Source organism: Uliginosibacterium aquaticum, from assembly GCF_012972705.2.
Classification (GTDB): domain Bacteria; phylum Pseudomonadota; class Gammaproteobacteria; order Burkholderiales; family Rhodocyclaceae; genus Uliginosibacterium; species Uliginosibacterium aquaticum.
The window spans coordinates 366,622-388,944 of record NZ_JABCSC020000001.1; the positions used below are offsets into that span (position 1 = coordinate 366,622).

Annotated in this window: 19 protein-coding genes; 14 read left to right on the top strand and 5 right to left on the bottom strand. The window is 62.7% G+C overall.

All coding sequences use genetic code 11. The annotated features are described in order from the left end of the window. Nucleotides 1–38: 38 nt before the first annotated feature. From HJ583_RS01695 to HJ583_RS01705, 3 genes are read right to left on the bottom strand one after another with little or no spacing between them, the layout of a single operon-like run. The gene (locus HJ583_RS01695; RefSeq protein ID WP_170019958.1) at nt 39–290 is read right to left on the bottom strand and encodes a DUF6587 family protein; all 252 of its coding nucleotides are present in this window, start codon (nt 288–290) and stop codon (nt 39–41) included. Continuing rightward, the gene (gene feoB / locus HJ583_RS01700; RefSeq protein WP_170019960.1) at nt 287–2,143 is read right to left on the bottom strand and encodes a ferrous iron transporter B; all 1,857 of its coding nucleotides are present in this window, start codon (nt 2,141–2,143) and stop codon (nt 287–289) included. Before feoB ends, HJ583_RS01695 begins: the two co-directional genes overlap by 4 nt. Beyond that, complete coding sequence (locus HJ583_RS01705; RefSeq protein WP_101942228.1) at nt 2,140–2,388, bottom strand: FeoA family protein; 249 nt, start codon at nt 2,386–2,388, stop codon at nt 2,140–2,142. The genes feoB and HJ583_RS01705 overlap by 4 nt, the downstream gene beginning before the upstream one ends. Before the next feature lie 202 nt (nt 2,389–2,590). On the opposite strand from HJ583_RS01705, the gene HJ583_RS01710 reads away from it, so the two are divergent. The 6 genes from HJ583_RS01710 to HJ583_RS01735 all read left to right on the top strand — a co-directional run bounded on the left by HJ583_RS01710 (nt 2,591) and on the right by HJ583_RS01735 (nt 9,841). Then, nucleotides 2,591–3,235: a TetR/AcrR family transcriptional regulator gene (locus HJ583_RS01710; RefSeq protein ID WP_170019963.1), complete on the top strand. Its 645-nt coding sequence runs from the start codon at nt 2,591–2,593 to the stop codon at nt 3,233–3,235. After that, complete coding sequence (locus HJ583_RS01715) at nt 3,232–4,329, top strand: efflux RND transporter periplasmic adaptor subunit (protein WP_170019965.1); 1,098 nt, start codon at nt 3,232–3,234, stop codon at nt 4,327–4,329. The genes HJ583_RS01710 and HJ583_RS01715 overlap by 4 nt, the downstream gene beginning before the upstream one ends. Next, nucleotides 4,326–7,460: an efflux RND transporter permease subunit gene (locus tag HJ583_RS01720; RefSeq protein WP_170019967.1), complete on the top strand. Its 3,135-nt coding sequence runs from the start codon at nt 4,326–4,328 to the stop codon at nt 7,458–7,460. The genes HJ583_RS01715 and HJ583_RS01720 overlap by 4 nt, the downstream gene beginning before the upstream one ends. A gap of 70 nt (nt 7,461–7,530) precedes the next feature. Further along, entirely contained in the window at nt 7,531–8,166 is a 636-nt protein-coding gene (locus HJ583_RS01725) for a protein-L-isoaspartate O-methyltransferase family protein (RefSeq protein ID WP_170019969.1), read from the top strand. A 10-nt stretch (nt 8,167–8,176) separates the two neighbouring features. Further along, nucleotides 8,177–8,503, top strand: coding sequence for a rhodanese-like domain-containing protein (locus HJ583_RS01730; RefSeq protein ID WP_170019971.1), 327 nt, complete (start codon nt 8,177–8,179; stop codon nt 8,501–8,503). 30 nt (nt 8,504–8,533) lie between these two features. Next, nucleotides 8,534–9,841 carry a TolC family outer membrane protein gene (locus HJ583_RS01735; RefSeq protein ID WP_170019973.1) on the top strand — a complete coding sequence of 436 codons (1,308 nt, stop codon included), beginning with the start codon at nt 8,534–8,536 and terminating at the stop codon, nt 9,839–9,841. A 46-nt stretch (nt 9,842–9,887) separates the two neighbouring features. On the opposite strand, the gene waaA is transcribed toward HJ583_RS01735, so the two are convergent. Continuing rightward, a complete protein-coding gene (waaA, locus tag HJ583_RS01740; RefSeq protein WP_170019976.1) occupies nt 9,888–11,156 on the bottom strand; it encodes a lipid IV(A) 3-deoxy-D-manno-octulosonic acid transferase in 1,269 nt (422 codons plus the stop codon). Next, entirely contained in the window at nt 11,153–12,112 is a 960-nt protein-coding gene (gene waaC / locus HJ583_RS01745; protein WP_170019978.1) for a lipopolysaccharide heptosyltransferase I, read from the bottom strand. Before waaC ends, waaA begins: the two co-directional genes overlap by 4 nt. Nucleotides 12,113–12,178: 66 nt before the next feature. Here waaC and HJ583_RS01750 point away from each other — a divergent pair, with 66 nt between their 5' ends. From HJ583_RS01750 to HJ583_RS01785, 8 genes are all read left to right on the top strand, one after another. Continuing rightward, nucleotides 12,179–12,931 carry a glycosyltransferase family 2 protein gene (locus tag HJ583_RS01750; RefSeq protein WP_170019980.1) on the top strand — a complete coding sequence of 251 codons (753 nt, stop codon included), beginning with the start codon at nt 12,179–12,181 and terminating at the stop codon, nt 12,929–12,931. 52 nt (nt 12,932–12,983) lie between these two features. Beyond that, nucleotides 12,984–13,991 carry an NAD-dependent epimerase gene (locus tag HJ583_RS01755; RefSeq protein ID WP_170019982.1) on the top strand — a complete coding sequence of 336 codons (1,008 nt, stop codon included), beginning with the start codon at nt 12,984–12,986 and terminating at the stop codon, nt 13,989–13,991. Between the two features lie 5 nt (nt 13,992–13,996). Next, entirely contained in the window at nt 13,997–16,150 is a 2,154-nt protein-coding gene (locus HJ583_RS01760) for a glycosyltransferase (RefSeq protein ID WP_170019984.1), read from the top strand. A 5-nt stretch (nt 16,151–16,155) separates the two neighbouring features. Beyond that, nucleotides 16,156–17,628, top strand: a complete 1,473-nt coding sequence (locus HJ583_RS01765; RefSeq protein ID WP_170019986.1) for an oligosaccharide flippase family protein — start codon at nt 16,156–16,158, stop codon at nt 17,626–17,628. Continuing rightward, nucleotides 17,625–18,461: a glycosyltransferase gene (locus HJ583_RS01770; protein WP_170019988.1), complete on the top strand. Its 837-nt coding sequence runs from the start codon at nt 17,625–17,627 to the stop codon at nt 18,459–18,461. The genes HJ583_RS01765 and HJ583_RS01770 overlap by 4 nt, the downstream gene beginning before the upstream one ends. After that, entirely contained in the window at nt 18,458–19,399 is a 942-nt protein-coding gene (locus HJ583_RS01775) for an NAD-dependent epimerase/dehydratase family protein (RefSeq protein WP_170019990.1), read from the top strand. The genes HJ583_RS01770 and HJ583_RS01775 overlap by 4 nt, the downstream gene beginning before the upstream one ends. Next, a complete protein-coding gene (locus tag HJ583_RS01780; RefSeq protein WP_170019992.1) occupies nt 19,392–20,447 on the top strand; it encodes an MraY family glycosyltransferase in 1,056 nt (351 codons plus the stop codon). Before HJ583_RS01775 ends, HJ583_RS01780 begins: the two co-directional genes overlap by 8 nt. Before the next feature lie 146 nt (nt 20,448–20,593). After that, nucleotides 20,594–22,321, top strand: coding sequence for a polysaccharide biosynthesis protein (locus HJ583_RS01785; RefSeq protein WP_235943689.1), 1,728 nt, complete (start codon nt 20,594–20,596; stop codon nt 22,319–22,321). Nucleotides 22,322–22,323: the final 2 nt, after the last annotated feature.

Genomic DNA, 22,323 nt, shown 5'->3' on the forward strand with positions numbered 1-22,323 from the left:
GAGTGCGGGAAAGCCTGGGCTTTGTAAAACTTGGTGCCTCAGCTACGTGGATGGAAGTTCACCGGCGTGCTTTCCGCTGGTTTTTCGCAGCCACCACAACTGCCGCAGCCGCTATTGCAGGCTGCCGGGCTACCAAAAAGCCGGCTGGCGACCGCCTCCGGCAGGCCCGCCTTGCGGGTAGCGGCGCCGATCAGCAGGGAGAGCTTGGGAGCCGCCTTGCGCAGGGCCAGCCACAGGCTGAAGACCAGCACCAGCGCGAGGATGACGGGTTCGAGCGAGGCGTAGCTCATGTCAGTGCGGCCGTGATGTGGAAAGTGAGGAAGGCGGCGCCGTAGGCGAGGCCGGTCAGGAGCGCAGCCCATACGGCGGTGGCGCGCCAGGAGGCGGTTTCGCGGCGCACCACGGAGAGTGTGGCGAGGCATTGCGGGGCGAACACATACCAGGCGAGCAGGGCGAAAGCGGTGGCCAGTGACCATTCATTGGCGATCGCGGCACCCAGCAACTGGGCGGTTTCCTCTTCGCCGCTGCCGGCCACGGCATACACCGAGGCCAGGCCGGCGACGGCCACTTCGCGCGCAGCCAGACCCGGGATCAGGGCTACGCAGATCTGCCAGGAGAAGCCGATCGGCTCGAAGAAGATGGCCAGGGCGCGGCCGATATGGCCAGCGAAGCTGTACTCGATGGCCGGGCGGGTCCAGTCCGCCGGCGGAGTCGGGAAGGTGGCGAGGAACCACAGCAGCACCGACAGGGCCAGGATCAGGGTGCCGGCGCGGCGCAGGAAGATCATGCCGCGCTCCTTGAGGCCCAGCAGTACGTCGAGCGGGTTGGGCAGGCGCCAGGCCGGGATTTCCATCATCAGGGCCTGTTCTTCTGCACCGCGACGACCGAGCAGGCGGGCCACCCAGGCCACGCCCAGTGCGCCGAAGATCCCGGCCATGTAGAGCGCGAAGAGGGTCAGGCCCTGCAGGTTGAACACGCCACCAATGGCGCGGTCAGGGATGAAGGCGCCGATCAGCAGGGCATACACCGGCAGGCGGGCCGAGCAGGTCATCATCGGCGCGACGAGGATGGTCAGGAAGCGATCGCGCGGATCCGGGATGCTGCGGGTAGCCATGATGCCGGGAATCGCGCAGGCGAAGCTCGACAGCATCGGGATGAAGGCGCGGCCCGAGAGGCCTGCACCGACCATGAAGCGGTCCAGCAGGAAGGCTGCGCGCGGCAGGTAACCGGATTCTTCGAGCACCAGGATGAAGAAGAACAGGATCAGGATCTGCGGCAGGAAGACCAGCACGCCGCCTACGCCGGCGATCACGCCGTCGACCAGCAGGCTGCGCAGCAGGCCTTCCGGCAGGTGTTCGCCCGCCAGTTCGCCGAGCAGGCCGACTCCAGCCTCGATACCGTCCGAAAACGGCCCGGCCCAGGCATACACTGACTGGAAGACCACCAGCATCACGGCGGCGAGGATTGCCAGGCCCAGCACCGGGTGCAGTACCCAGCGGTCGATGGCGGCGTCGACCGGGCTGGTCGGGCTCGGCATGCTGACCGTGGCGGCCAGGATGCGGCGGGTTTCGGCATGCAGGTCGGCGTCTTCCGCGAGTTTCGGTGGAGCCGGCGGCAGGTGACCGTCGAGGGCCGCGATCAGGTTAGCCGCACCCTTCTTCTTGATGGCGATGGTCTCGATGACCGGGATGCCGAGAATGGCCTCCAGCGCCTGGGCATCGATGCGGATGCCACGGCGGGCGGCGGCGTCGGCCATGTTCAGGGCCAGTACCATCGGGCGGCCGAGGCGTTTCAATTCAAGTACGAAGCGCAGGTGCAGACGCAGGTTGGTGGCGTCGGCCACGCACAGCAGCAAGTCCGGCTGTTGTTCGGCCGGATGCTGGCCCAGACACACGTCGCGGGTCACCGCCTCGTCAGGACTGGTGGCGTTGAGGCTATAGGCACCGGGCAGGTCCAGCACGCGGGCATGGCGGCCTGAGGGCAGTACGAAGAAGCCTTCCTTGCGCTCGACGGTGGCACCGGCGTAATTGGCCACTTTCTGGCGGCTGCCGGTGAGGCGGTTGAAGAGGGCCGTCTTGCCGCAGTTGGGCACGCCAACGAGGGCCAGGGAGAGCGGGGTGGTGATCAGGCTGGCGCTGTTCATGCACGGGCTCCTGGCAGTTCGATGGTGATGCGCGCGGCTTCCGAGCGGCGCAGGGCAAAGCGTGTGAAGCCGATCTGCACCAGCAGCGGCTCGGCGCCGAAAGGTCCGTGGGCGACCAGACTGACCGGCTCACCCGCCACAAAGCCGAGATCGCGCAGGCGGCTGGCGATCGGATCGGGACTGCCTTGTTCGCAGACTTGCAGGACGGTGGCCGGCACACCCGGCGTGAGTTCGGACAGCTTCATGGTCATCAGTATGCGATGTATTGCAATTGAGAATACTTCTCATCGACTGTTTTGTGAACAGGGTTTTATCAAGCTTTTGCCAAATCCTGTGTCTTCACCAATAATTACTGACCGGTTAGTCATTTGTCTGGCTGATGGCCCCGGCGGCTTGTTGCCTTTCCATCTTTTGTTGCCTTTGCTGCACTGACCCTGCTTGTCTTCCATGACCCGTGCCATTCGCCAGCGTCGCAAGGAAACCCGCCCGGCCGAACTGCTGGCGGCGGCGCTCGACGTTTTCGTCGACAAGGGCTTCGCTGCCGCACGCATGGATGACATTGCCCGCCGCGCCGGCGTTTCCAAAGGCACGGTGTTTCTTTATTACGAGAGTAAGCAAGCCCTGTTCCGGGCCGTGGTGCAGGAGGCGGTGCTACCGCATCTGGCCGCCGGCGAGGCTTTGCTGGAGCGACTCGATGCCGATCCGGAGCAGTTGTTGCGTGAGTTGCTGCTGCGTTACTGGCAGGTGCTGGGCAATCCGCGCCTGGGCGGCATTTCAAAGCTGGTGATGGCCGAGGCGGGCAATTTTCCAGAGATTGCGGCCTTCTATCACGAACATGTCGTGCAGCGCGGCCGTGCCCTGTTCGCGACGGTGCTGGAGCGCGGCATCCAGGCTGGCGTGTTTCGCTCCTGTGATCCGCTGGTGATGTGCCAGCTGGCCATTGCCCCGCTGATGTTCAGTTGTCTGTGGCAGCAGTCCTTTTCTGGCTGCGAGATGCAGACCGTTTCACCCGATCTTTACGTCCAGACCCATCTGGACATGTTCATGCGCGGTTTGCTGTGCGAGCCGCCGCCTGCCAGGAGTTCCCGATGAAAAGCCCCGTTTTCCTGATCGCCAGCGTTCTGACGCTGTCTGCCTGCCACAAGGCCTCCCCGCCGCAGGCGGCGGCGCAGGCGGCGGTGGTCATCCGGGCCGGCAGCTCCGCTGGCGTGAATACCCTGGCCTATGCGGGCGAGGTGCGCTCGCGCTACGAAGCTGATCTGGCTTTCCGCGTGGCCGGCAAGCTGCTTGAGCGACGCGTGAATCTGGGCGACACGGTACGCAAGGGACAGGTGCTGGCTCGGCTTGACCCGGCAGATCTGGGCCTCTCGGCCAAATCCGCCGAGGCCCAGCTGGCAGCCGCCGAAGCGGATCTGGCCCTGGCCAAAGCCGATTACGAGCGGGCGCAGAATCTCTTCGCACAGAAATTTCTCAGTGTCAGCGCCGTGGATGCGCGGCGTAGCCAGTTCGAGGCGGCCCAGGCTCGCCGCCAGCAAGCCCTGGCCGCGCGTGAAGTGGCGCAGAACCAGCTGGGCTACGCGCAACTGGTGGCCGAGCGCGATGGCGTGATCACGGCGGCGCCGGTTGAAGTAGGCCAGGTGCTGGCGGCTGGCCAGCTGGTGCTGCGGGTTGCCGACCCGGCCCAGCGTGAGGTGCTGGTGTGGATTCCGGAATCCCGCGTAGCCGGCCTCAAACCGGGTCAGGTGGCCCAGGTGCAGGCCTGGAGTGCGCCGGACAAGATCTATCCTGGCGTGCTGCGCGAGCTTGCCGCGAGTGCCGACGCCAGTACCCGCACCTATGCCGCGCGCATCAGCGTGACGGCACCCGACGAGCATCTGGGCCTGGGCTCCACGGCAGCGGCGGGTTTTGTGCTGCCCATCCCTGCCGGGGCGAATATTGAGCTGCCTTTGGCCGCGGTGATCCGCGGCGACGGGGGCAAGGGCCGGGTGTGGATAGTCGATGAGCAGGATCAGGTGCAGCCGCGCGAGGTGGAGGTGGCGGCCTGGGGGGATGAGAAGGTGCGCCTGGCGGGGGGCGTGAAGCCCGGCGAGCGGGTGGTGACGGTGGGCGCCCATGCGCTGTCTGCCGGTCTCAAGGTGCGGCCGGTGGAGCAGGGCGCACCGGTGGTACTGGATGTGAAGCGATGAAAAGCTTCAATCTTTCCGACTGGGGGTTGCGGCACCCGCAGATCGTGTTGTTCATGATGCTGGTGGCGACGCTGGTCGGCCTGTTCTCCTATACGCGTCTGGGTCAGAGCGAAGATCCGCCCTTCACTTTCAAGGTGATGGTGGTGACCAGCAAATGGCCGGGCGCCAGTGCGCTGGAAGTCGAGCAGCAGCTGACCGACAAGATCGAGAAGAAGCTGCGCGAGATGAACGAGGTCGAGACGCTGAGAAGCTACTCGCGCCCGGGTGAGTCGCAGATCATCGTGGTGGCGCGTGATTCGCTCAAATCCAGCCAGATGAAGGACATCTGGTATCAGGTGCGCAAGAAGGTGGGCGACATGCGCCACACCCTGCCGACCGGTGCCCAGGGCCCTTTCTTCAATGACGAATTCGGCGACACCTTCGGCAATATCTTCGCGCTGACTGGCGAGGGGCTTTCCTACACCGAACTCAAGCGCCATGCCGAAGCGATCCGCCTCGAATTGCTGCGCCTGCCGGACGTGGCTAAGGTGGAGTTCTTCGGCGAGCAGGAGCAGCGCATCTACATCGAGTTCTCGCCGCTGCGCATGGCGACCCTGGGCATCGATCCGAAGACCCTGATGGCGGCGATCGCCGAGCAGAACAGTAAGCTCGCCGGCGGCTATTTCGAGCTGCAGGACGAGCGGGTATTCCTGCGTGCCAAGGGCGAATTTGTGTCGCTCGACGACATCCGTGCGCTGCCGCTGCGCGCGGGTGGGCGCAGCCTGCGCATCGGTGACGTGGCCGAGGTCAAACGTGGCTATGTCGACCCGCCGGCCACCAAGATGCGCTTCATGGGCCGCGAGGCGCTGGGCATCGGCGTGTCGATGCGCGAGGGGGGCGACATCATCGCGCTGGGCCGCCACATGGATGAGGCCAGCGCGAAGATCGAAGCGCAGTTGCCACTGGGCGTGAAGTTCGAGCGGGTGGCCAACCAGCCGCGCGCGGTGACTGAGTCGGTGCAGGACTTCGTGCGCTCGCTGACCGAAGCAGTGGTCATCGTACTGGCCGTGAGCCTGCTCTCGCTGGGTTTTCGCACCGGCGTGGTGGTGGCGATCAGTATTCCGGTGGTGCTGGCGATCACCTTCCTGTTCATGTACTACTTCAACATCGGCCTGCACAAGATTTCGCTGGGCGCGCTGATCCTCGCGCTGGGTCTGCTGGTGGATGACGCCATCATTGCGGTGGAGATGATGGCGACGAAGATGGAGCAGGGCTGGGAGCGCGCCCGGGCGGCCGCCTTCGCCTATACGTCGACGGCCTGGCCGATGCTCTCCGGCACGCTCGTCACCGCCGCCGGCTTCCTGCCGATCGCCACCGCAGCTTCTTCGACCGGTGAGTACACGCGCTCGATCTTCGAGGTCACGGTGATCGCGCTGCTGGTGTCCTGGGTGGCGGCGGTGCTCTTCGTTCCCTTCATCGGTTACTGGCTGCTGCCGGATTTTTCCAAGAACTCCGGCAAGACCGGCATCGTCGTGCGCCTGCTGGCGAAACTGGCGCCGCGCCTCGCGGTGCGCCTGATCGAGCGCAGCCACCACACCCACTCCGAAGCGGCGATCTATTCCACGCCCTTTTACGCGCGTTTTCGCCAGACCGTGGGCTGGTGCGTGCAGCATCGCTGGATGGTGATCGGCGCGACCCTGCTGGCCTTCGCCGTGTCAATCTGGGGCTTCCGTTTCGTGCCGCAGCAGTTCTTCCCAGATTCGACCCGCCCCGAGCTGCTGCTCGATCTGCGCCTGCAGCAGGGCGCCTCGCTGAAGGCCGTGGAGCGTTCGGTGGAGCGCATCGAGCACTACCTGCGGCAGCAGGAAGGCATCGAGAACTACGTGGCCTATGTGGGCGGGGGGAGCCCGCGCTTCTATCTGCCGCTGGATCAGCAACTGCCGCAGGCCAACTTTGCCCAGTTCGTGATCCTCACGCGCGGCATGCCGGAGCGCGAGGCCTTGCGTGCGCGCCTGATCGAACTCTTCCAGCAAGACTATCCGGAGCTACGCGCCTCCATCAACCGGCTCGAGAACGGGCCGCCGGTGGGCTTCCCGGTGCAGTACCGGATCAGTGGGCCGGAGCACGAACGCATCCAGCAGATCGGTAGCCAGCTGGCTGGTGTGATGCGTGCCAATCCGCATCTGTCGAATGTGCAGAAGGACTGGGAGGAGGCCTCGAAGGTCGTGCGCCTGCATGTGGACACCGAGAAGGCGCGGCTGGCCGGCCTGTCACGCGAAGCGGTGCAGCAATTCCTTGCCACCGCGCTGAACGGTGTGTCGGTGAGCCAGTTCCGCGAAGGCAGCGAAGTCATCGAGTTGCAGATGCGCAGCAGCCGGCGCGATCTGGGCCTGGCCTGGCTCTCCGAGCTGGTGATCCCGGTCGGCAGTAGCCGCGGTGTGCCGCTGTCGCAGCTCGCCACCCTCGAATACGACTTCGAGCCAGGTCTGATCTGGCGCCGCAACCAGCTGCCGACGGTGACTGTGCGTGCCAGCCTGTATGGCCGCGTTCAGCCGGCTGAAGTGGTCCAGCAACTGGCGCCGCAGATCGAGGCGATTCGCGCGGCCTTGCCACTGGGCTATCGCCTGGAGGTGGGTGGAGCGGTGGAAGAAAGTGCCAAGGGCGGCAGTTCGGTAGCCGCGGGTGTGCCGCTATTCATCATCGTGGTGCTGACCATTCTGATGCTGCAGATGCAGAGCTTCGCACGCATGTTGATGGTGCTGCTCACCGCGCCGCTGGGCATGATCGGGGTGACCATCGCGCTGCTGGTCTTTGCGCAGCCTTTCGGCTTCGTCGCCATGCTGGGCACCATCGCGCTCTCGGGCATGATCATGCGCAACTCGGTGATCCTGATCGACCAGATCGATCAGGACGAAAAGAACGGAGTCCCTCCTGCGCAGGCGATTGTCGAGGCAACCGTGCGGCGCTTCCGCCCGATCATGCTGACCGCCCTGGCGGCCATCCTGGCGATGATTCCGCTATCGCGCTCGGCCTTCTTCGGGCCGATGGCGGTGGCAATCATGGGGGGGCTGCTGGTCGCCACAGTGCTGACCTTGTTGTTCCTGCCGGCGCTGTATGCCGCCTGGTACCGGGTGAAAGAATGTAAGGCCTGAGGGCGGGGCCGGCGCGCACAGGCTAGAATTCCCGGCTGACGCCCCGCCCCCAGACAGGAAGGAAACAAGAATGGATATCGAACAGGCACGCTTCTACATGATCGAGCAGCAACTGCGCCCTGCTGAGGTGCTCGACCCGGTCACCCTGGAGGCCGTATCGCTGGTGCGTCGCGAGCGCTTCGTGGCGCCAGCGCAACAGGCCCTGGCCTTTGCCGATGTGGCGCTGCCCCTGCCGGGCGGGCGCAAGATGCTGACGCCCACCGTGGCTGGCCGCCTGCTGCAGGCTGCAGCACCCAAGCGGGGCGAGAACGTGCTCCTGATCGGCACCGGCTCTGGCTATCTGGCCGCCCTGCTGGCCGTGCATGCTGCGAGCGTGCGGGTGGTGGAGGCCGATCCGGTCCTGGTGAGCCTGTCGCGCGCCAATCTGGCCCATGCCGGGGTGGCCAACGTGACTGTGGAAGAGGCTGATGGCCTGCAGGGCGATGCGGCACATGGGCCGTATGACCTCATCGTAGCGAGCGGTGCGGTGCGCGAAGTGCCGGCGGCCTGGCTGGCCCAGCTCAAGCCGGGCGGTCGCCTGCTGGCTTGCGTGGGCAGTGCTCCGGTGCTCAGTGTGCGCCTGTACACGCCGGCGGGCGGCAGCCGTGCCCTGTTTGAAACCTCGGTGGACGCCCTGCGCACGCCGGCGGCCGCCTTCGCGTTCTGAGCGCGGCATCATGGTGACGCCTTTGAGTGCTGAAGACCTGGCCGCCTGGCTGGCCGATGGCGGGCGCGCCGCGCCACTGTTGCTGGACGTGCGCGAGCCCTGGGAAGTTGAGCACTGCGCGCTGGCCGGCATCACGCCGGTACCGATGGCCGAAATCCCGGCGCGAGCGCATGAGCTGCCGGCGCAGCAGGCAGTGGTGTGCATCTGTCATCACGGTATGCGCAGCCAGCGCGTGGCCATGTTCCTGGCGCAACAGGGTTTTGAAAGTGTGTATAACCTCACGGGCGGCGTGGATGCGTGGGCGCAGCGCGTTGATCCGGCCATGCCGCGTTACTGAATTTCTGGGAAGTCTGGAGTGGGAGAGAACATGAAGCGTATTGCCCTGTCCGTCGCGCTGCTGTGTGCCGGCAGCGTTCAGGCCGCCGATCTGCTGGGTATCTATCAGGACGCGCGCCAGAGCGATGCCAAATACGGCGCCGCCCGCTACCAGGTGGAAGCCGGGCGCGAGAAGTTGCCGCAAGGGCGCGCTGGTCTGCTGCCGACCATCAACCTGAATGGCGCCAGCACCTATAACAACCTGGATGCCAAGCTGCCGAACGAGCGCGAGTATGGTTACAACACCAACTCCTACACCCTGCAGCTTTCCCAGCCGCTGTTCCGCTGGCAGAACTGGGTGGCCTACAAGCAGGGCGAGTTGCAGGTGGGCGTGGCGGAAGCGCAGCTCACGGCGGCCGAACTGGATCTGATGGTGCGCAGTACTCAGGCCTACTTCGACCTGCTCAACGCGCAGGATGTGCTCACGGTGCAGAGCCAGCTCAAGAAGGCCTCGCGCGAGCAGCTGGACTTGTCGAAGAAGAGTTTTGAAGTCGGTACGGTCACGATTACCGACGTGAATGACGCGCAATCCAAGTACGACATCGTGTCGGCACAGGAAATTGCGGCCCAGAACGATGTGAACGTGAAACGCGAAGCCTTGCGTGTGCTGATCGCCAAGGAGCCGCCGCAATTGGCGCGTCTACGCGATGGGGTGATGCTGGAGCCGCCAATGCCGGCGGATGTGGAGCAGTGGGCGCTGTCTGCCCAGAAAAACAATTTGGATGTGCAAGTCGGCCAGCTCAACGCAGAAATCGCTGCGCGCGAGGTGGAACGGAACCGTGCAGCACATATGCCGACCATCGATGCGGTGGGCTCCTATGGCCGCAATCATGGCGCGGGCTCTACTTCCTCGCAGAGCGAGTTCGAGTATCGCAACTGGCAGGTCGGCGTGCAGGCCACCTTGCCGATCTTCGCCGGCGGCGGCACCCAGTCCAAGGTGCGCGAGTCGCAGGCTTTGTCGGCCAAGTCGCAGCAGGATCTGGAGGCAGCCAAGCGTAACGCTGCGCAACTGGCCCGCTCGGCATTCCTCAGTGTGACCAGTGGCGTAGCCCAGGTGAGAGGCTATGAAGCGGCTGTGATATCGAGCCGCAGCGCACTGGAGTCCAACAAGCTGGGCTATCAGGTGGGCGTGAAGATCAACAAGGATGTGCTGGATGCCCAGAGCCAGCTCGCCGACACCGCGCAGAAGCTGGCCAAGTCGCGTTACGACACGATCATGGCCCAGGTGAAGCTCAAGCAGGCTGTGGGCAGCCTGAGCCTGAAGGATCTGGAAGAGATCAACGCCTTGCTTGAACGCTGATCGAAGAAGGCTTCAGGATCACGAAGGGCGCGGCAACGCGCCCTTTTCATTGGCTGGCGGTGGCAAGCAATGCGGCAATCGCCTGCAGGGTGCGCTCGGTAGCCCCACGGTTGGCGGCCGCAAAGGCTTCGCCGGCGGCGGCCATGGTCTTGCGTGCAGAAGCATCGGCCAGCAGCTCACGGCAAGTGCGCAGGGCTGTGTCGAGATCCGCGCAGCGCCGGGCGGCGCCGGCTTCGATGGCCTTCATGGCGGCTTCGGTGAAGTTGAAGGTGTGCGGGCCGATCAGCACCGGCGCACCGGCCGCGCAGGCCTCGATCAGGTTCTGTCCGCCCAGTGGCTGCCAACTGCCACCGATGATGGCTACCTCGGCCATGCGGTAGTAGGCCAGCATCTCGCCCATCGAATCGCCGAGCCACACGCGCGTATCCGGCGTGATCTGCAGGCCAGCGCTGCGGCGCTGCAGGGATAGCCCCTGCTTGCTGACCATGGTTGCCACTTCGTCGAAACGCTGTGGATGGCGCGGCACCAGCACCAGTAGCGCGTCTGCCGGTGCATGGATGAGGAAGGCGGCGAGCAGCGCGCCTTCTTCTCCTTCGCGGGTGCTGGCGGCGAGGATCACAGGACGCCCGCCCGCAGCGGCGCGGAATTCCGCGCCGAGGGCGAGCTGGGTTGGCGTCAGCTCCAGATCGAACTTCACGTTGCCGCTCACGATCGGCTGCACAGCGCCGCAGGTGGTGAGGCGGCTGGCGTCATCCGCCGTCTGCGCCAGCACCTTGCTGAAACGACCGAAGCTTGTGCGGGCGAGCTGGCCGAGGCGTTGATAGCCGCGTGCCGAGCGCGCCGAGAGGCGGGCGTTGGCCAGCAGCATCGGCACGCCCGCCTGCTCGGCGGCGCACATCAGGTTTGGCCATACTTCAGTTTCCATCACGATGCCCATGCGCGGGCGAGCACGGGTGAGAAAGCGGCGTTGGGCCCAGGGAAAGTCGTAGGGGAGATAGGTTCGTACGACACGTGTTTCCTTGCCGAACAGCTCTTCGCTGGTGGCGCGACCGGTGGGGGTCATGTGAGTGAGCAGGATTTCGTGCTGCGGATAGCGAGCGAGCAGGGCTTTCACCAGCGGCTGGGCGGCGCGGGTTTCGCCGACCGAGACGGCGTGCAGCCAGATGCGCGGCGTCTGACCTGCGCGTGGCGCCGCGCCGAAGCGCTCGCCCAGATGCTGCAGATACTCCGGCTGTTTGCGCGCACGCCAGGCAAGGCGTAGGCCGATCAGGGGCAGGGCGAGGTGCCACAGCGCGGAGTAGAGCAGGCGATTCATGGGCGGATCTTCTTCGTCAGCATGGGCTGCAGGGCGGCGAGCACCTCGGCCGGCGCGGGGCATTGCCCCCTGCCCCCAAGGTTGAGCGCGTGCGGGCCGGCGTAGACGCCGGTCAGCCCGGGGGCGGTGGCCACATAGAGCGCCACGACCGGGCGATCCAGTGCAGCCGCGAGATGGGTCAGGCCGGTATCCACGCCGATGATGCCGGCGGCCGCGCCGAGCAGCTGGGCCAGCTCACCGAGCGAGGAGGGCGGGGCCAGCTCGGCGCCGGGGATGGCGGTGGCGATGCGGCTGGCGCGTTCGCGTTCGCGCGCTGAGCCGGCCGGCAGCACGCAGCGCAGGCCTTCCGCGGCCAACGCCTGGCCCAGCGTCTGCCAGTGGGCCTCGGGCCACAGCTTGTCGTCCCGGCTGGTGGCGGTGAGCAGTACGCAGTAAGGCTTCGCTGTATCGGCTGTGTCGACATGCAGTCCGTAGCGCAGCGGCAGGTCCGGCGAATAGCCGGCGGCTGCGGCGGCCAGCCAGCGGTTGCGCTCCACCGCGTGCGCGGTTTTCGGGATCGCATAGCGGCAGTCGTAGAACCAGGCGGCGAGTGGCTCGCGCGCGGCTTCGCGACTGTAGCCACAGCGCAGGCCATCGGCCATGCGGGTCAGCAGGGCACTTTTGAACAGCCCCTGGGTGTCGATCACGAGGTCGTAGCAGTTGCTGCGCACGGCTTGCCGGAATGCGCCGATTTCTTGCCAGGTGGCGCGCTGCGTGAGCTGCTTGCGCCAGCGCCGGACCGCGACCGGAAAAACCTTACGCACGCCCGCATGCAAGCGCGGGATCTCGGCGAAGCTTTCTTCCACCACCCAGTCGATGGCCAGCTTCGGCCAGTGGTGCAGCAGGTCGCTGACGACCGGCAGGTTGTGGATCACGTCGCCGAGCGAGGAGGTTTTGACGAGGAGGACGGAACGCATGCGCTAAGGGGAATCGCTGGGTCTGGCATAGAATGTGGCCCGGATTGTAAACCCTGGCCACTGCTCATGAGTGCTCGTCTTCCCCTGTCAGCCGTGCTGATCACACGCGATTGCGCAGGCCCCTTGCGCGCCACGCTGGAGTCCCTGGCGTTCTGCGAGGAGATCATCGCCGTGGATTCGGGTAGCACGGATGGCACGATCGAGCTGCTGGAATCTTTCGGCGCACGTGTGATCCGCGAGGAGTGGCGTGGCTTTGGTCCGCAGAAACAGTTCGCGATCGAGCAGGCTGCGCATGACTGGGTGCTGTGCATCGACTCCGACGAAATCGTTTCCGAGGCGCTGCGCGTCAGCATCGAGCGCGCGCTTGTCCAGCCGGCTTATCAATGCTACGAATTTCCGCGCTGCAATCGCTTTCTCGGCCGCTATCTGAAGCACGGCGAGGGCTATCCGGATCTATCGCTGCGCCTGTTCGATCGCCGCCAAGCGCGCTGGTCCGACGACATCGTGCACGAGCGTGTCATCACGCTCGGTGGTGTAGGCCTGCTGCGCGGGGATTTACTGCACCACTCCGAAGACACGATCGAAAGCTATCTCGCCAAACAGAACCGCTACACGACGCTGGCGGCCAAGGCGCTGGTCGAGGAGGGCAGGCAGGTGTCGGCAGGCAAATTGCTGTTGAGTCCTTTATTCCGTTTCATCAAGTTTTACCTCCTGCGGGCTGGCTTTCTGGATGGCCTTCCTGGCTTGATACACATCCTGATCGGCTGTTTCAACAGCTTCGCCAAGTATGCGAAAATGATCGAGTTTTCGCGGCGTTGAAGCCGCTTTTGTTTTTTCAGCAGCCTGGGCTGCAGGATGGGAAACGACCGGCATGAAAGTCCTCGTCACCGGTGCGGCCGGCTTCATCGGCATGCACACCTCGCTCGAACTGCTGAAACGCGGCGATGAAGTTGTCGGTATCGATAACCTCAACGACTACTACGACCCGCAGCTCAAGCACGGCCGCCTCGCGCAGCTCACTCCCTGGCCGAACTTCCGTTTCATCAAGCTTGATATTGCCGATCGCGAAGCACTGGCGAAGCTGTTTGCGGACGAGAAGTTCGAGCGCGTGGTGCATCTGGCTGCCCAGGCCGGCGTGCGCTACTCCCTGCAGAACCCGCATGCCTATGCCGACTCCAATCTCGTCGGCTTCGTGAACATCCTCGAAGGCTGCCGTCACAACGCCGTGCAGCACCTCGTGTACGCCTCCAGCTCCAGCGTATACGGTGGCAACGAGAAAACCCCCTTCTCCGAGCAGGATGCTGTGGACCATCCGGTGAGCCTCTACGCGGCCACCAAGAAGGCCAACGAGCTGATGGCCCACACCTACAGCCATCTCTACAACCTGCCCACCACCGGCCTGCGCTTCTTCACCGTATATGGCCCCTGGGGCCGACCGGACATGGCGCCCTGGTTGTTTACCAGCGCCATTCTCGAAGGACGCCCGATCAAGGTCTTCAATCACGGCAAGATGCTGCGCGACTTCACTTATATCGATGACATCGTGCAGGGCGTGGTGCGCACGCTCGACCGCTCGGCCGAGCCGGATGCCGCTTACGATGGCAAGGCTCCCAATCCTGCCACCTCCCGGGCACCCTACCGAGTCTTCAATATCGGTAACCAGGATCCGGTGCCGCTGATGGATTTCATCTCCTGTATCGAAACCGCCACCGGTAAAGTCGCTGACAAAGACTTCCAGCCGATGCAACCGGGCGATGTCCCGGTGACCTCTGCAGATGTGTCGGCGCTGACGGCCTGGACCGGCTTCGCTCCCGGTACGCCCCTCGCTGAGGGCGTGAATCGTTTCGTGGCGTGGTTTCGCCCGTATCAGGGCGTTTGAGCCTCATGGCTCTTGTTCCCTTTCTGCGCCAGGTTTTCCTGTCCTTACCTCTGTCGATGGGCGCGCGCACCAGGCTGGTGGATACGGTTTACACGTTCGCTGGACCTGTTTTCAGTCGTGTTCCGCATTACCAGGCGTGGCAACGGGCCCGCCGGGCGCGCGGACTCGCTCCGCTTCAGCTGCCCGTGCTTGAAGCTCTGACGGTCGAGGAGATTCTGGATGGTTTGAGGTTTGCGGAGCATGCGCAACCGGAGGTCTCGATCATCATCCCGACTTTCGGCAATCTCAGAATGACGGCAGCCTGCCTCAAGGCTATTGCGCTCGCGAGGGACCTTGCTGCGTACGAAATCATTGTTTCTGATGACGACTCTCCAGACCCTGCAATGGCTTGGCTTGAGCTGGTCCCCGGGGTGCGCTTCGTGCGTCAGCCCAGAAATCAGGGCTTCGTTGGAAACTGCAACGCCGCCGCATCGATGGCGCGTGGTGAGTTCTTGTTCTTCCTGAACAACGATACGCAAATTCTGAGCGGGGCAATCGATAAGCTTCTGGAGACGTTTTCTTTGCGAGCCGACTGCGGAATGGCTGGGTCTATGCTCATCTATCCGGATGGCCGCCTGCAAGAAGCCGGAGGAATTGTCTGGAGGGATGGGTCTGCCTGGAATTTCGGGCGCCTCGATGATCCATCCAGATCCGAGTTCCGTTATCTAAGGGAAGTTGATTATTGCTCGGGTGCTGCGCTGATGATTCCTTCTGCGCTCTTCCGGGGGGTGGGCTGCTTTGGTGCCGAGTATGCCCCCGCCTATTACGAGGATACCGATCTCGCTTTCAAGGTGCGCGAGGCCGGGCTCAGGCTGTACTACCAGCCGGGCTCGCAAGTCGTCCATTTCGAGGGCGTTTCCAACGGGACTTCGCTTGCCAGCGGCTTGAAGCAGTATCAGGTGCGCAACGCGGTCCGGTTCCGGGAAAAATGGGCGGCATGTCTCGATGTCAACCATCAGCAGAATGGAACGTCCGCAGTGACGGCTCGTGAGCGCAATCACACTGCGCCCATTGTCGTGATCGTGGATCAGTACGTGCCGCGTCCGGATCGAGACGCGGGTGGGCGCTCAGTGCAGCACATCATCGACACCTATCTTCGCGAAGGGTGGCGAGTCAAATTCTGGCCACACAATCTCTGGTACGAGCCTGATTATACCGAAGCTCTGCAGGCGCGCGGGGTGGAGGTTATCTACGGAGCGGAATACGGCGATCGCTTCGGCCCGTGGCTGGCGTCGCTTGGCCCGAGCGTCAGTGCGGTGATCCTAAATCGACCGCTCGTGGCGCGAGACTATATTGAGGATGTACGCCGCTACTCACAGGCCAGGGTAGTTTTCTACGGCCACGATCTGCATTGGGCGCGCATGCAGCGTGAAGATGTGCTGGGCGGGGGGCGCAACGGCGAAGCTGCTATAGCCCGTATGCGCTCGCTCGAGGAGCGGCTCTGGCAGGCGTCGGATCTTGTCCTGTATCCCTCCGACGAAGAAATACGGGAAGTTCAGGCGAAGCTGGGGGTAACCGGCATTGCCCGCCAGATACCACTTTTCTGTTTCGATGCCTTTTCGCCAGCAAAGCTGCGTCCAGGTATCGGGCAGGTGCTGATCTTCGTGGCGGGATTTCGTCATCCTCCCAATATTGATGGGGTGGTTTGGTTCGTGAAGGAGGTCTTACCCCTTGTTCATGCCCGATTCCCCGATACGGTTCTGCGTATAGTTGGCTCGAGCCCGACGGACGACGTGCGTGCGCTTGCAGGGGCAAGAGTGGAGATCCATGCGGACGTCAGTGATGATGCACTTGCCGGGCTTTACGCTTCGTCTGATGTTGCTGTCGTTCCGCTGCGTTTTGGTGCAGGAGTGAAGGGCAAGGTGGTTGAGGCACTGCGCGATGGGCTGCCCCTTGTGACGACATCCGTTGGGGCTCAAGGATTGCCTGGTGTGGCGGACTGCATTTTCGTGCGTGATGCTGCTACCGAATTTGCCGAAGCCATCATTGCTCTGATCAGCTCGGAAGAGTTGCGCTTATCTACTTCGTGCTGCATGCAGAATTACGCAAGCAGGCACTTTACTCGTTCAGCCATGCGTGAGGTATTGCTCGGCGAGCAAACGCTTGGGGTGTCGGAGTAGTGGCCATGAAGCATGGCCAGGGCTTGGTGCGGCATACGGTTTTTAATCTGATGGGCACGGTCCTGCCTTTGATGTTCGCCGTGGTTTCTGTGCCTTTGCTGATTCATTTGGCGGGATCTGAGCGCTTTGGTTTTCTGGCGCTCATGTGGGCCGTAGCCGGGTACGCGGGACTGCTGGATCTGGGGCTGTCCCGGACCATGGCCCGGCGAGTGGCGCAGGGCACCCCTGAGCGGCCAGCGCTTGCCCCCTCTGCCGTGTGGCAGAATTTCCGGCGCGTGCTGATGGTTGGACTTGGTGTTGCAGCCCTTCTGCAGTTGGGCTGGTCGATTTTGGGTGAATCGCTTGTCCGTCGTGGGGATATTCCGCTGCAGGAAATCGACGGGGCCGTTCGCTGTGTCGCCTTGATGGTTCCCTGTATCGCAGCCACGTCGGCGCTGCGTGGAGTGTTGGAGGGAGCGCTGCGCTTTGGTGCGGTAAATCTCATGCGCGGCGGTTTTACCGTAGCGGCCTATTGTGTGCTGATCGCAATAGCTCTGCTCTGCCCAGAGTTGCCCTCGCTCACTGCGGGCGTATTGATGATTAGGGTGGGAGATTTGCTTGCCCACATTTTGGTAGTCAAGAGAGAGCTGTCGGGTTGGCTGCAGACCGCTTCGTCTACGGAGGAGTCCAGTGTCTGGAGCGAGTCGGCATGGTTCATGTGTAGCCAGGCCATCGTGCCTTTTACGATGTACATGGATCGTTTCTTTGTTGGATCAATTATCGGCTTGGGCGCTGTGGCGCACTATTCGGTGCCTTACGAGTTAGCCACTAAGCTGCTGCTCCTACCTTTGGCATTATCATCGGCACTGTTTCCGCGCTTCGCATCGCAGGGCTCAGGTTCATATGAGCTTGCCGGCCGCACTGTGGCATGGTTGATGTGCTTGCCTTGCCTGCTGCTGATATGGCTCGGGGGCGATGTCCTGCATCTATGGGTCAGGTTTGATGTGGCAGGCGAGAGTACCTGGGCATTGATAGCACTGGTTGCCGGTGTCTGGTTCAATTCGGTGGCTCAGGTTCCCTATGCTTGGTTGCAGGCACGTGGATTTGTGCATGTAACCGTAGGGCTCCATCTGTGTGAATTGCCCCTCTACCTTGGGTTAACTTATCTGGCAGCGGAGCGTTTTGGTATCGTGGCAGTTGCTGTCGCCTGGGGCGTAAGGGCTGCCGTTGATTGCATGGCGCTGCAGCTGCTCGTCCGCCATAAAGGTGGGCCATCGTTCAAAGACTGCCTGACCGGTTTTATCGGTGGAGGGTGTGTTGTGCTGGCAGCTGTTCTGTCATCCCTCTACCTTGTTTTTGCTCCGTTCTGGTTCAGGTGGGCGTTGGCCCTGTCCGTAGGTTTTGTGATGGCAATGTTTCTTTGGTTGAAGGTTGTTCCGTCTGCAACCAAGGCGTCTGTGATGATGCGTTTGGGTATTCGTGGAGGAGGAGGGGGATGAACGAGACGCATTGTTTCCCTAGTCCCCAGGTGCAACTTTCTATCAGCCTCGTAACCTATCACCCGGATGAGCCTATGCTGCGCGATACCCTCGCCAGCCTGCGCGTTGCGTTCGCCCATGCCCAGGCGATCGGCGTGATTGGGAGAGCTTGGCTTGTTCTGGTGGATAACGGTGACGATGCGGGTCTCGACGAACTGGTGCGAGCTTCGGGCTGGGAGGATTTTTCCATCGTTTCGGGGCATGGCAATGTCGGTTTCGGGCGTGGGCATAACCTTGCACTGGAGCTTGGGACAGGGGACCTCCACCTGATCCTGAATCCTGATGTCTATCTGCAGCCTGATGCCTTGAGTGCTGCTAGCCTTTTTATGGCGGAAAAGCCCGAGTGTGTGCTCTTGTCACCGGCGATTCTCGGAGTCGAGAACGGCTGGCACTTCTTGTGTAAGCGCTACCCGAGCATGTTTGATCTGGTCTTGCGTGGATTTTTTCCGCATCTCGGCCGACGCTTCTTTGCTAGACGTCTGGCACGCTACGAAATGCTGGAGTCCAGCGGTCAAACGGTATTGTGGGATCCGCCGATCGTGAGTGGCTGTTTCATGCTCATGCGAGCAAGTGTCTTGCGCGAGGTGAGGGGGTTTGATCCGGATTATTTCCTCTACTTCGAGGATTTCGACCTGAGCCTGAGGGCTGCACTCCATGGCCGGATAGCGGCTGTGAGCGATGTGCGGATCGCTCATTTCGGTGGTGGGGCCGGGCGGAAGGGATGGAAACATGTGCGCATGTTCTGTCGCTCCGGTATGCAGTTCTTCAATCGCCATGGCTGGAGGATCGTGTGAGGATTCTCGTGACGGGTGCGAACGGTTTTGTCGGGCGCGAATTCTGTCGTCGGATGCGTGAAGGCGGGCATGCTGTGCGCCCCTGGTTGCGTCAGGCGATTGCCGGCATGCCTGATGATGCGGTAATCGCGGATCTGCGCACTCTGCCGGAGTGCTCGAATGCTTTTCTGGGGGTGGATGTGGTGTTGCATCTGGCTGCTCGGGTGCACAAGATGCAGGAGGATGTGGAAGACCCCGAGGCCGCTTATGCTCTGGAAAATGTTGCGGTGACCCGGCATCTGGTTGAGCAGGCGGCCCGAGCGGGCGTCAAACGGTTTGTTTTCGTCAGCAGCATCAAGGCTTGTGCTGAGCGCTCGCAGGGACGTCCTGTAAGTGAATCTGATGTGCCTGCACCTGAAGATACGTACGGCCGCTCCAAACTCGCGGCTGAGCAGGTCTTGCGCGAGGTGGCTGATGCACTAGGCATGGAGTGGGTGATTGTGCGGCCGGTGCTGGTTTATGGCGCCGGGGTCGGCGGCAATTTCGAGCGCCTGGTTCGGCTGGTGAAGAAAGGTATTCCGCTGCCCTTTGGCAGGGTTGAGGCCTTGCGCAGTTTTGTGAATGTATGGAATCTAGCCGCGCTACTGGAGTGCTGCTGCGTGCAATCTGCTGCGGCGGGCGAGGTTTTTCATGCTGCGGATACTGAATGCGGCACGGCAACGTTGATGTGCGAGATAGCGACAGCTGCAGGTGAGCCTGCTAGGTTGGTGGCAGTTCCGCTGTGGCTGCTGCGGGTCGGGGCAGGGCTCCCCGGTGTGGGGCCTGCCATGCGCCGCCTGACTGGCGAGCTGCGGGTGAGTGGTGACAAGGCGCGGGCAGTCCTAGGTTGGGTGCCGAGTGTGAGTCGTCAGGAGGCGCTTCGACGTACTGTAGGTGGTGAGGGTGCGAGGTTTGTCTGAATTTCATTTTGCCGCTGCCGGACTTACTTTACTGGCGTCATTTATTGGCACCCTTGCCTTGCGGCGCTACGCGCTGGCCCGACAGATCATCGATACGCCTAATGCGCGCAGTTCGCATACGGTGCCGACGCCGCGTGGCGGGGGCGTGGCGATCGTGCTGGCCTATCTGGCTGCGCTGATCTTCTGGCAGCTCCACGCTGGCCTCGCATCCGGTTTGTTCTGGAGCTTGCTGCTCGGCGGGGGGCTGATTGCCGTGCTTGGTTTCTGGGATGATCACGCCCCGTTACCGGCGCGAGTTCGCTTTGCTTTCCATTTGCTGGCAGCTGTACTTGCCGTGCTACTGCTGGGTGGTTGGCCCCAGTTGGATCTTGGCGCTCTGATCCTCCACTGGGGATGGCTGGGGCATTTGTGTGGAGTCTTGTTGCTGGCCTGGGCTATTAACTTCTACAACTTCATGGACGGAATTGACGGCCTCGCCGCATCCCAGGCTGTATTTGTGGCTGGGGCGGGAGGCGTTTTGATGGCCCTGTCTGGTGGCGACGGAATGCCTTTGTGGTTGCTGGCTGCGGCAAGTTGTGGTTTTTTGCTACTGAACTGGCCGCCGGCCAGGATCTTCATGGGGGATGCGGGTAGCGGCTTCCTAGGCTACGCCCTAGCCGTGCATGCCTTGCATGCTACAACGAGTGGGCAGACGACTTTGTGGCCGTGGCTAATCCTCTTAGCCGTTTTCATTGTGGACGCCACGCTTACCTTGTTGCGGCGCGCGGCACATGGCATCCGCGTGACAGAGGCTCACCGCACTCATGCTTACCAATGGGCCTCACGTCGTGCCGGCGCACACAGGCCTGTGACCCTGGCCATACTGGTTACCAATCTGCTGGTTTTGCTGCCGGCCGCATTGAGTGCGCTGGCCTGGCCTGGCCTTGCTTTGCCGGTGTGCCTGACAAGCTTTGCCGTACTGGTTGGTGTGGCCTGGTACTTCGATGCCGGTGTTCCTGAATCTGAGCGCATTGAATGCGCGGCAACGGGCAAACAGAAAGCCTCCTGATGCAAAAAGTCGGACTCAAATCCCTGTTGGTTTTCCAGTTTGACCTGCTTGCCTTGGCATTTGCGTGGTGCGCCGCATTCTGGTTGCGGTTCAATTTTTCCTGGCCTGAAGATTACGGCAATACCGTCCTGGTCGGTTTGTTGTGCATGCTGCCAGCACACGCATTGGCTTGCTGGCTGGCAGGGTTGTATCGCGGCTTATGGATTTTTGCGAGCCTGCCGGACCTTAAGCGGGTGCTCAAGGCGGTGGGCGGTACTTTGCTGGCGATGGTGGCTTATGTCGTGCTGCTGACACCACAGCCACCGGTACCGCGTTCGCTGGTGGTGTTGTTCCCGTTGTTGCTGATCATGGGTATGGCTGGTGGTCGGGTTGCTTACCGGATGTGGAAGGAGCATCGCATGTTTGGCGCTCTCGTCTGCCAGGGGAAGCCCGTGATAGTGATTGGCGCTGGGCGTGCTGCCGCCATGCTGGTGCGTGACATGGAGCGCTCTCCGGATTGGCGGGTGGTTGGCCTGCTGGACGACAATGCCGGCAAATGGGGGCGGGAGCTGGGGGGGCAACGCGTGATCGGAGCGGTTGATTCTCTGCCCGAGGTGGCGAGTGATCTGAAAGTCAGGCATGCCATTTTGGCAATTCCTTCGGCTTCGATTGCAGTGCGTCGTAAAGTTGCGGACTACTGCGCGCAGGCAGGCTTGCAGTTGCTGACCGTGCCTGCGCTTGAAGACATCATGTCGGGCAGGATTGCCGTGAACGCCATCCGCAAGGTCGAAATCGAGGACCTGCTCGGGCGTGAAACCGTGTGCATTGATACGGCCAATGTTGCGGCCGTGCTTGCGGGCAAGTGTGTGTTGGTGACAGGGGCGGGGGGGTCTATCGGTTCAGAGCTGTGTCGTCAGATTGCACATTTCTCCCCCGCGCGCGTGTTGCTGGTGGAGCAAAGTGAATACGCTTTGTACACGATTGAGCAGTGGTTCGCACAGCACCAGCCGCAGATCCCGGTTGTTCCCCTGGCTGCCGATGTCAAGGATGCGGTGCGGCTGCACGAGATCTTTGGCGAATGGCTGCCGCAAGTGGTATTCCACGCAGCAGCCTACAAACACGTGCCGCTGATGGAGGTGCGTAACGCCTGGCAGGCTGTGCGCAACAATGTACTGGGGACGCTCAATGTGGCGCGCTGCAGTCAGTCTTGCGGCGCTGAGCGTTTCGTGCTGATTTCTACGGATAAGGCGGTGAACCCTACCAATGTGATGGGAGCTACCAAGCGCCTGGCTGAAATGCTCTGCCAGGCTCTGTACTCAGTTTCCAACGCGACGCGGGTTGAAACTGTGCGCTTCGGCAATGTGCTGGGCAGCAACGGCAGCGTTATCCCGAAATTCCAGGAACAGATTGCTTGCGGTGGCCCGGTGACGGTGACGCATCCGGAGATAACCCGCTATTTCATGTCCATACCGGAAGCTGCCTTGCTGGTCTTGCAGGCAGGCAGCATGGGAGAGGGAGGCGAGATCTTTGTGCTGGACATGGGAGAGCCGGTGAGAATTACCGATCTGGCGCGCAACATGATCAGACTCTCCGGTTTTTCCGAAGATGAGATCCGGATTGAATTTACCGGTCTGCGCCCTGGCGAAAAACTCTACGAAGAGCTCTTGGCAGACGCCGAGCAGACCCGGCCAACGCACCACCCCAAGCTCAGGATCGCACGCTCGCGCCCTGTTGCAACGGACTTGGTCCGCGAGGTCGAAGCATGGCTGGAGCAACGTGCCAGCCCGACCGATCAGGCTGTGCGCAGCAAGTTGTTGCACTGGGTGCCGGAGTACATGCCTGCTGACATTGCTGCTGTAGCTCCCTGTCAAAGCAACAGTGGTCAGCAGGCTTGACG

What these genes read in the sequence shown, in the direction of transcription:
- HJ583_RS01695 (WP_170019958.1), bottom strand. Translation starts at nt 290, where the DNA reads ATGAGCTACGCCTCGCTCGAACCCGTCATCCTCGCGCTGGTGCTGGTC.
- feoB (WP_170019960.1), bottom strand. Translation starts at nt 2,143, where the DNA reads ATGAACAGCGCCAGCCTGATCACCACCCCGCTCTCCCTGGCCCTCGTT.
- HJ583_RS01705 (WP_101942228.1), bottom strand. Translation starts at nt 2,388, where the DNA reads ATGAAGCTGTCCGAACTCACGCCGGGTGTGCCGGCCACCGTCCTGCAA.
- HJ583_RS01710 (WP_170019963.1), top strand. Translation starts at nt 2,591, where the DNA reads ATGACCCGTGCCATTCGCCAGCGTCGCAAGGAAACCCGCCCGGCCGAA.
- HJ583_RS01715 (WP_170019965.1), top strand. Translation starts at nt 3,232, where the DNA reads ATGAAAAGCCCCGTTTTCCTGATCGCCAGCGTTCTGACGCTGTCTGCC.
- HJ583_RS01720 (WP_170019967.1), top strand. Translation starts at nt 4,326, where the DNA reads ATGAAAAGCTTCAATCTTTCCGACTGGGGGTTGCGGCACCCGCAGATC.
- HJ583_RS01725 (WP_170019969.1), top strand. Translation starts at nt 7,531, where the DNA reads ATGGATATCGAACAGGCACGCTTCTACATGATCGAGCAGCAACTGCGC.
- HJ583_RS01730 (WP_170019971.1), top strand. Translation starts at nt 8,177, where the DNA reads ATGGTGACGCCTTTGAGTGCTGAAGACCTGGCCGCCTGGCTGGCCGAT.
- HJ583_RS01735 (WP_170019973.1), top strand. Translation starts at nt 8,534, where the DNA reads ATGAAGCGTATTGCCCTGTCCGTCGCGCTGCTGTGTGCCGGCAGCGTT.
- waaA (WP_170019976.1), bottom strand. Translation starts at nt 11,156, where the DNA reads ATGAATCGCCTGCTCTACTCCGCGCTGTGGCACCTCGCCCTGCCCCTG.
- waaC (WP_170019978.1), bottom strand. Translation starts at nt 12,112, where the DNA reads ATGCGTTCCGTCCTCCTCGTCAAAACCTCCTCGCTCGGCGACGTGATC.
- HJ583_RS01750 (WP_170019980.1), top strand. Translation starts at nt 12,179, where the DNA reads ATGAGTGCTCGTCTTCCCCTGTCAGCCGTGCTGATCACACGCGATTGC.
- HJ583_RS01755 (WP_170019982.1), top strand. Translation starts at nt 12,984, where the DNA reads ATGAAAGTCCTCGTCACCGGTGCGGCCGGCTTCATCGGCATGCACACC.
- HJ583_RS01760 (WP_170019984.1), top strand. Translation starts at nt 13,997, where the DNA reads ATGGCTCTTGTTCCCTTTCTGCGCCAGGTTTTCCTGTCCTTACCTCTG.
- HJ583_RS01765 (WP_170019986.1), top strand. Translation starts at nt 16,156, where the DNA reads ATGAAGCATGGCCAGGGCTTGGTGCGGCATACGGTTTTTAATCTGATG.
- HJ583_RS01770 (WP_170019988.1), top strand. Translation starts at nt 17,625, where the DNA reads ATGAACGAGACGCATTGTTTCCCTAGTCCCCAGGTGCAACTTTCTATC.
- HJ583_RS01785 (WP_235943689.1), top strand. Translation starts at nt 20,594, where the DNA reads ATGCTGCCAGCACACGCATTGGCTTGCTGGCTGGCAGGGTTGTATCGC.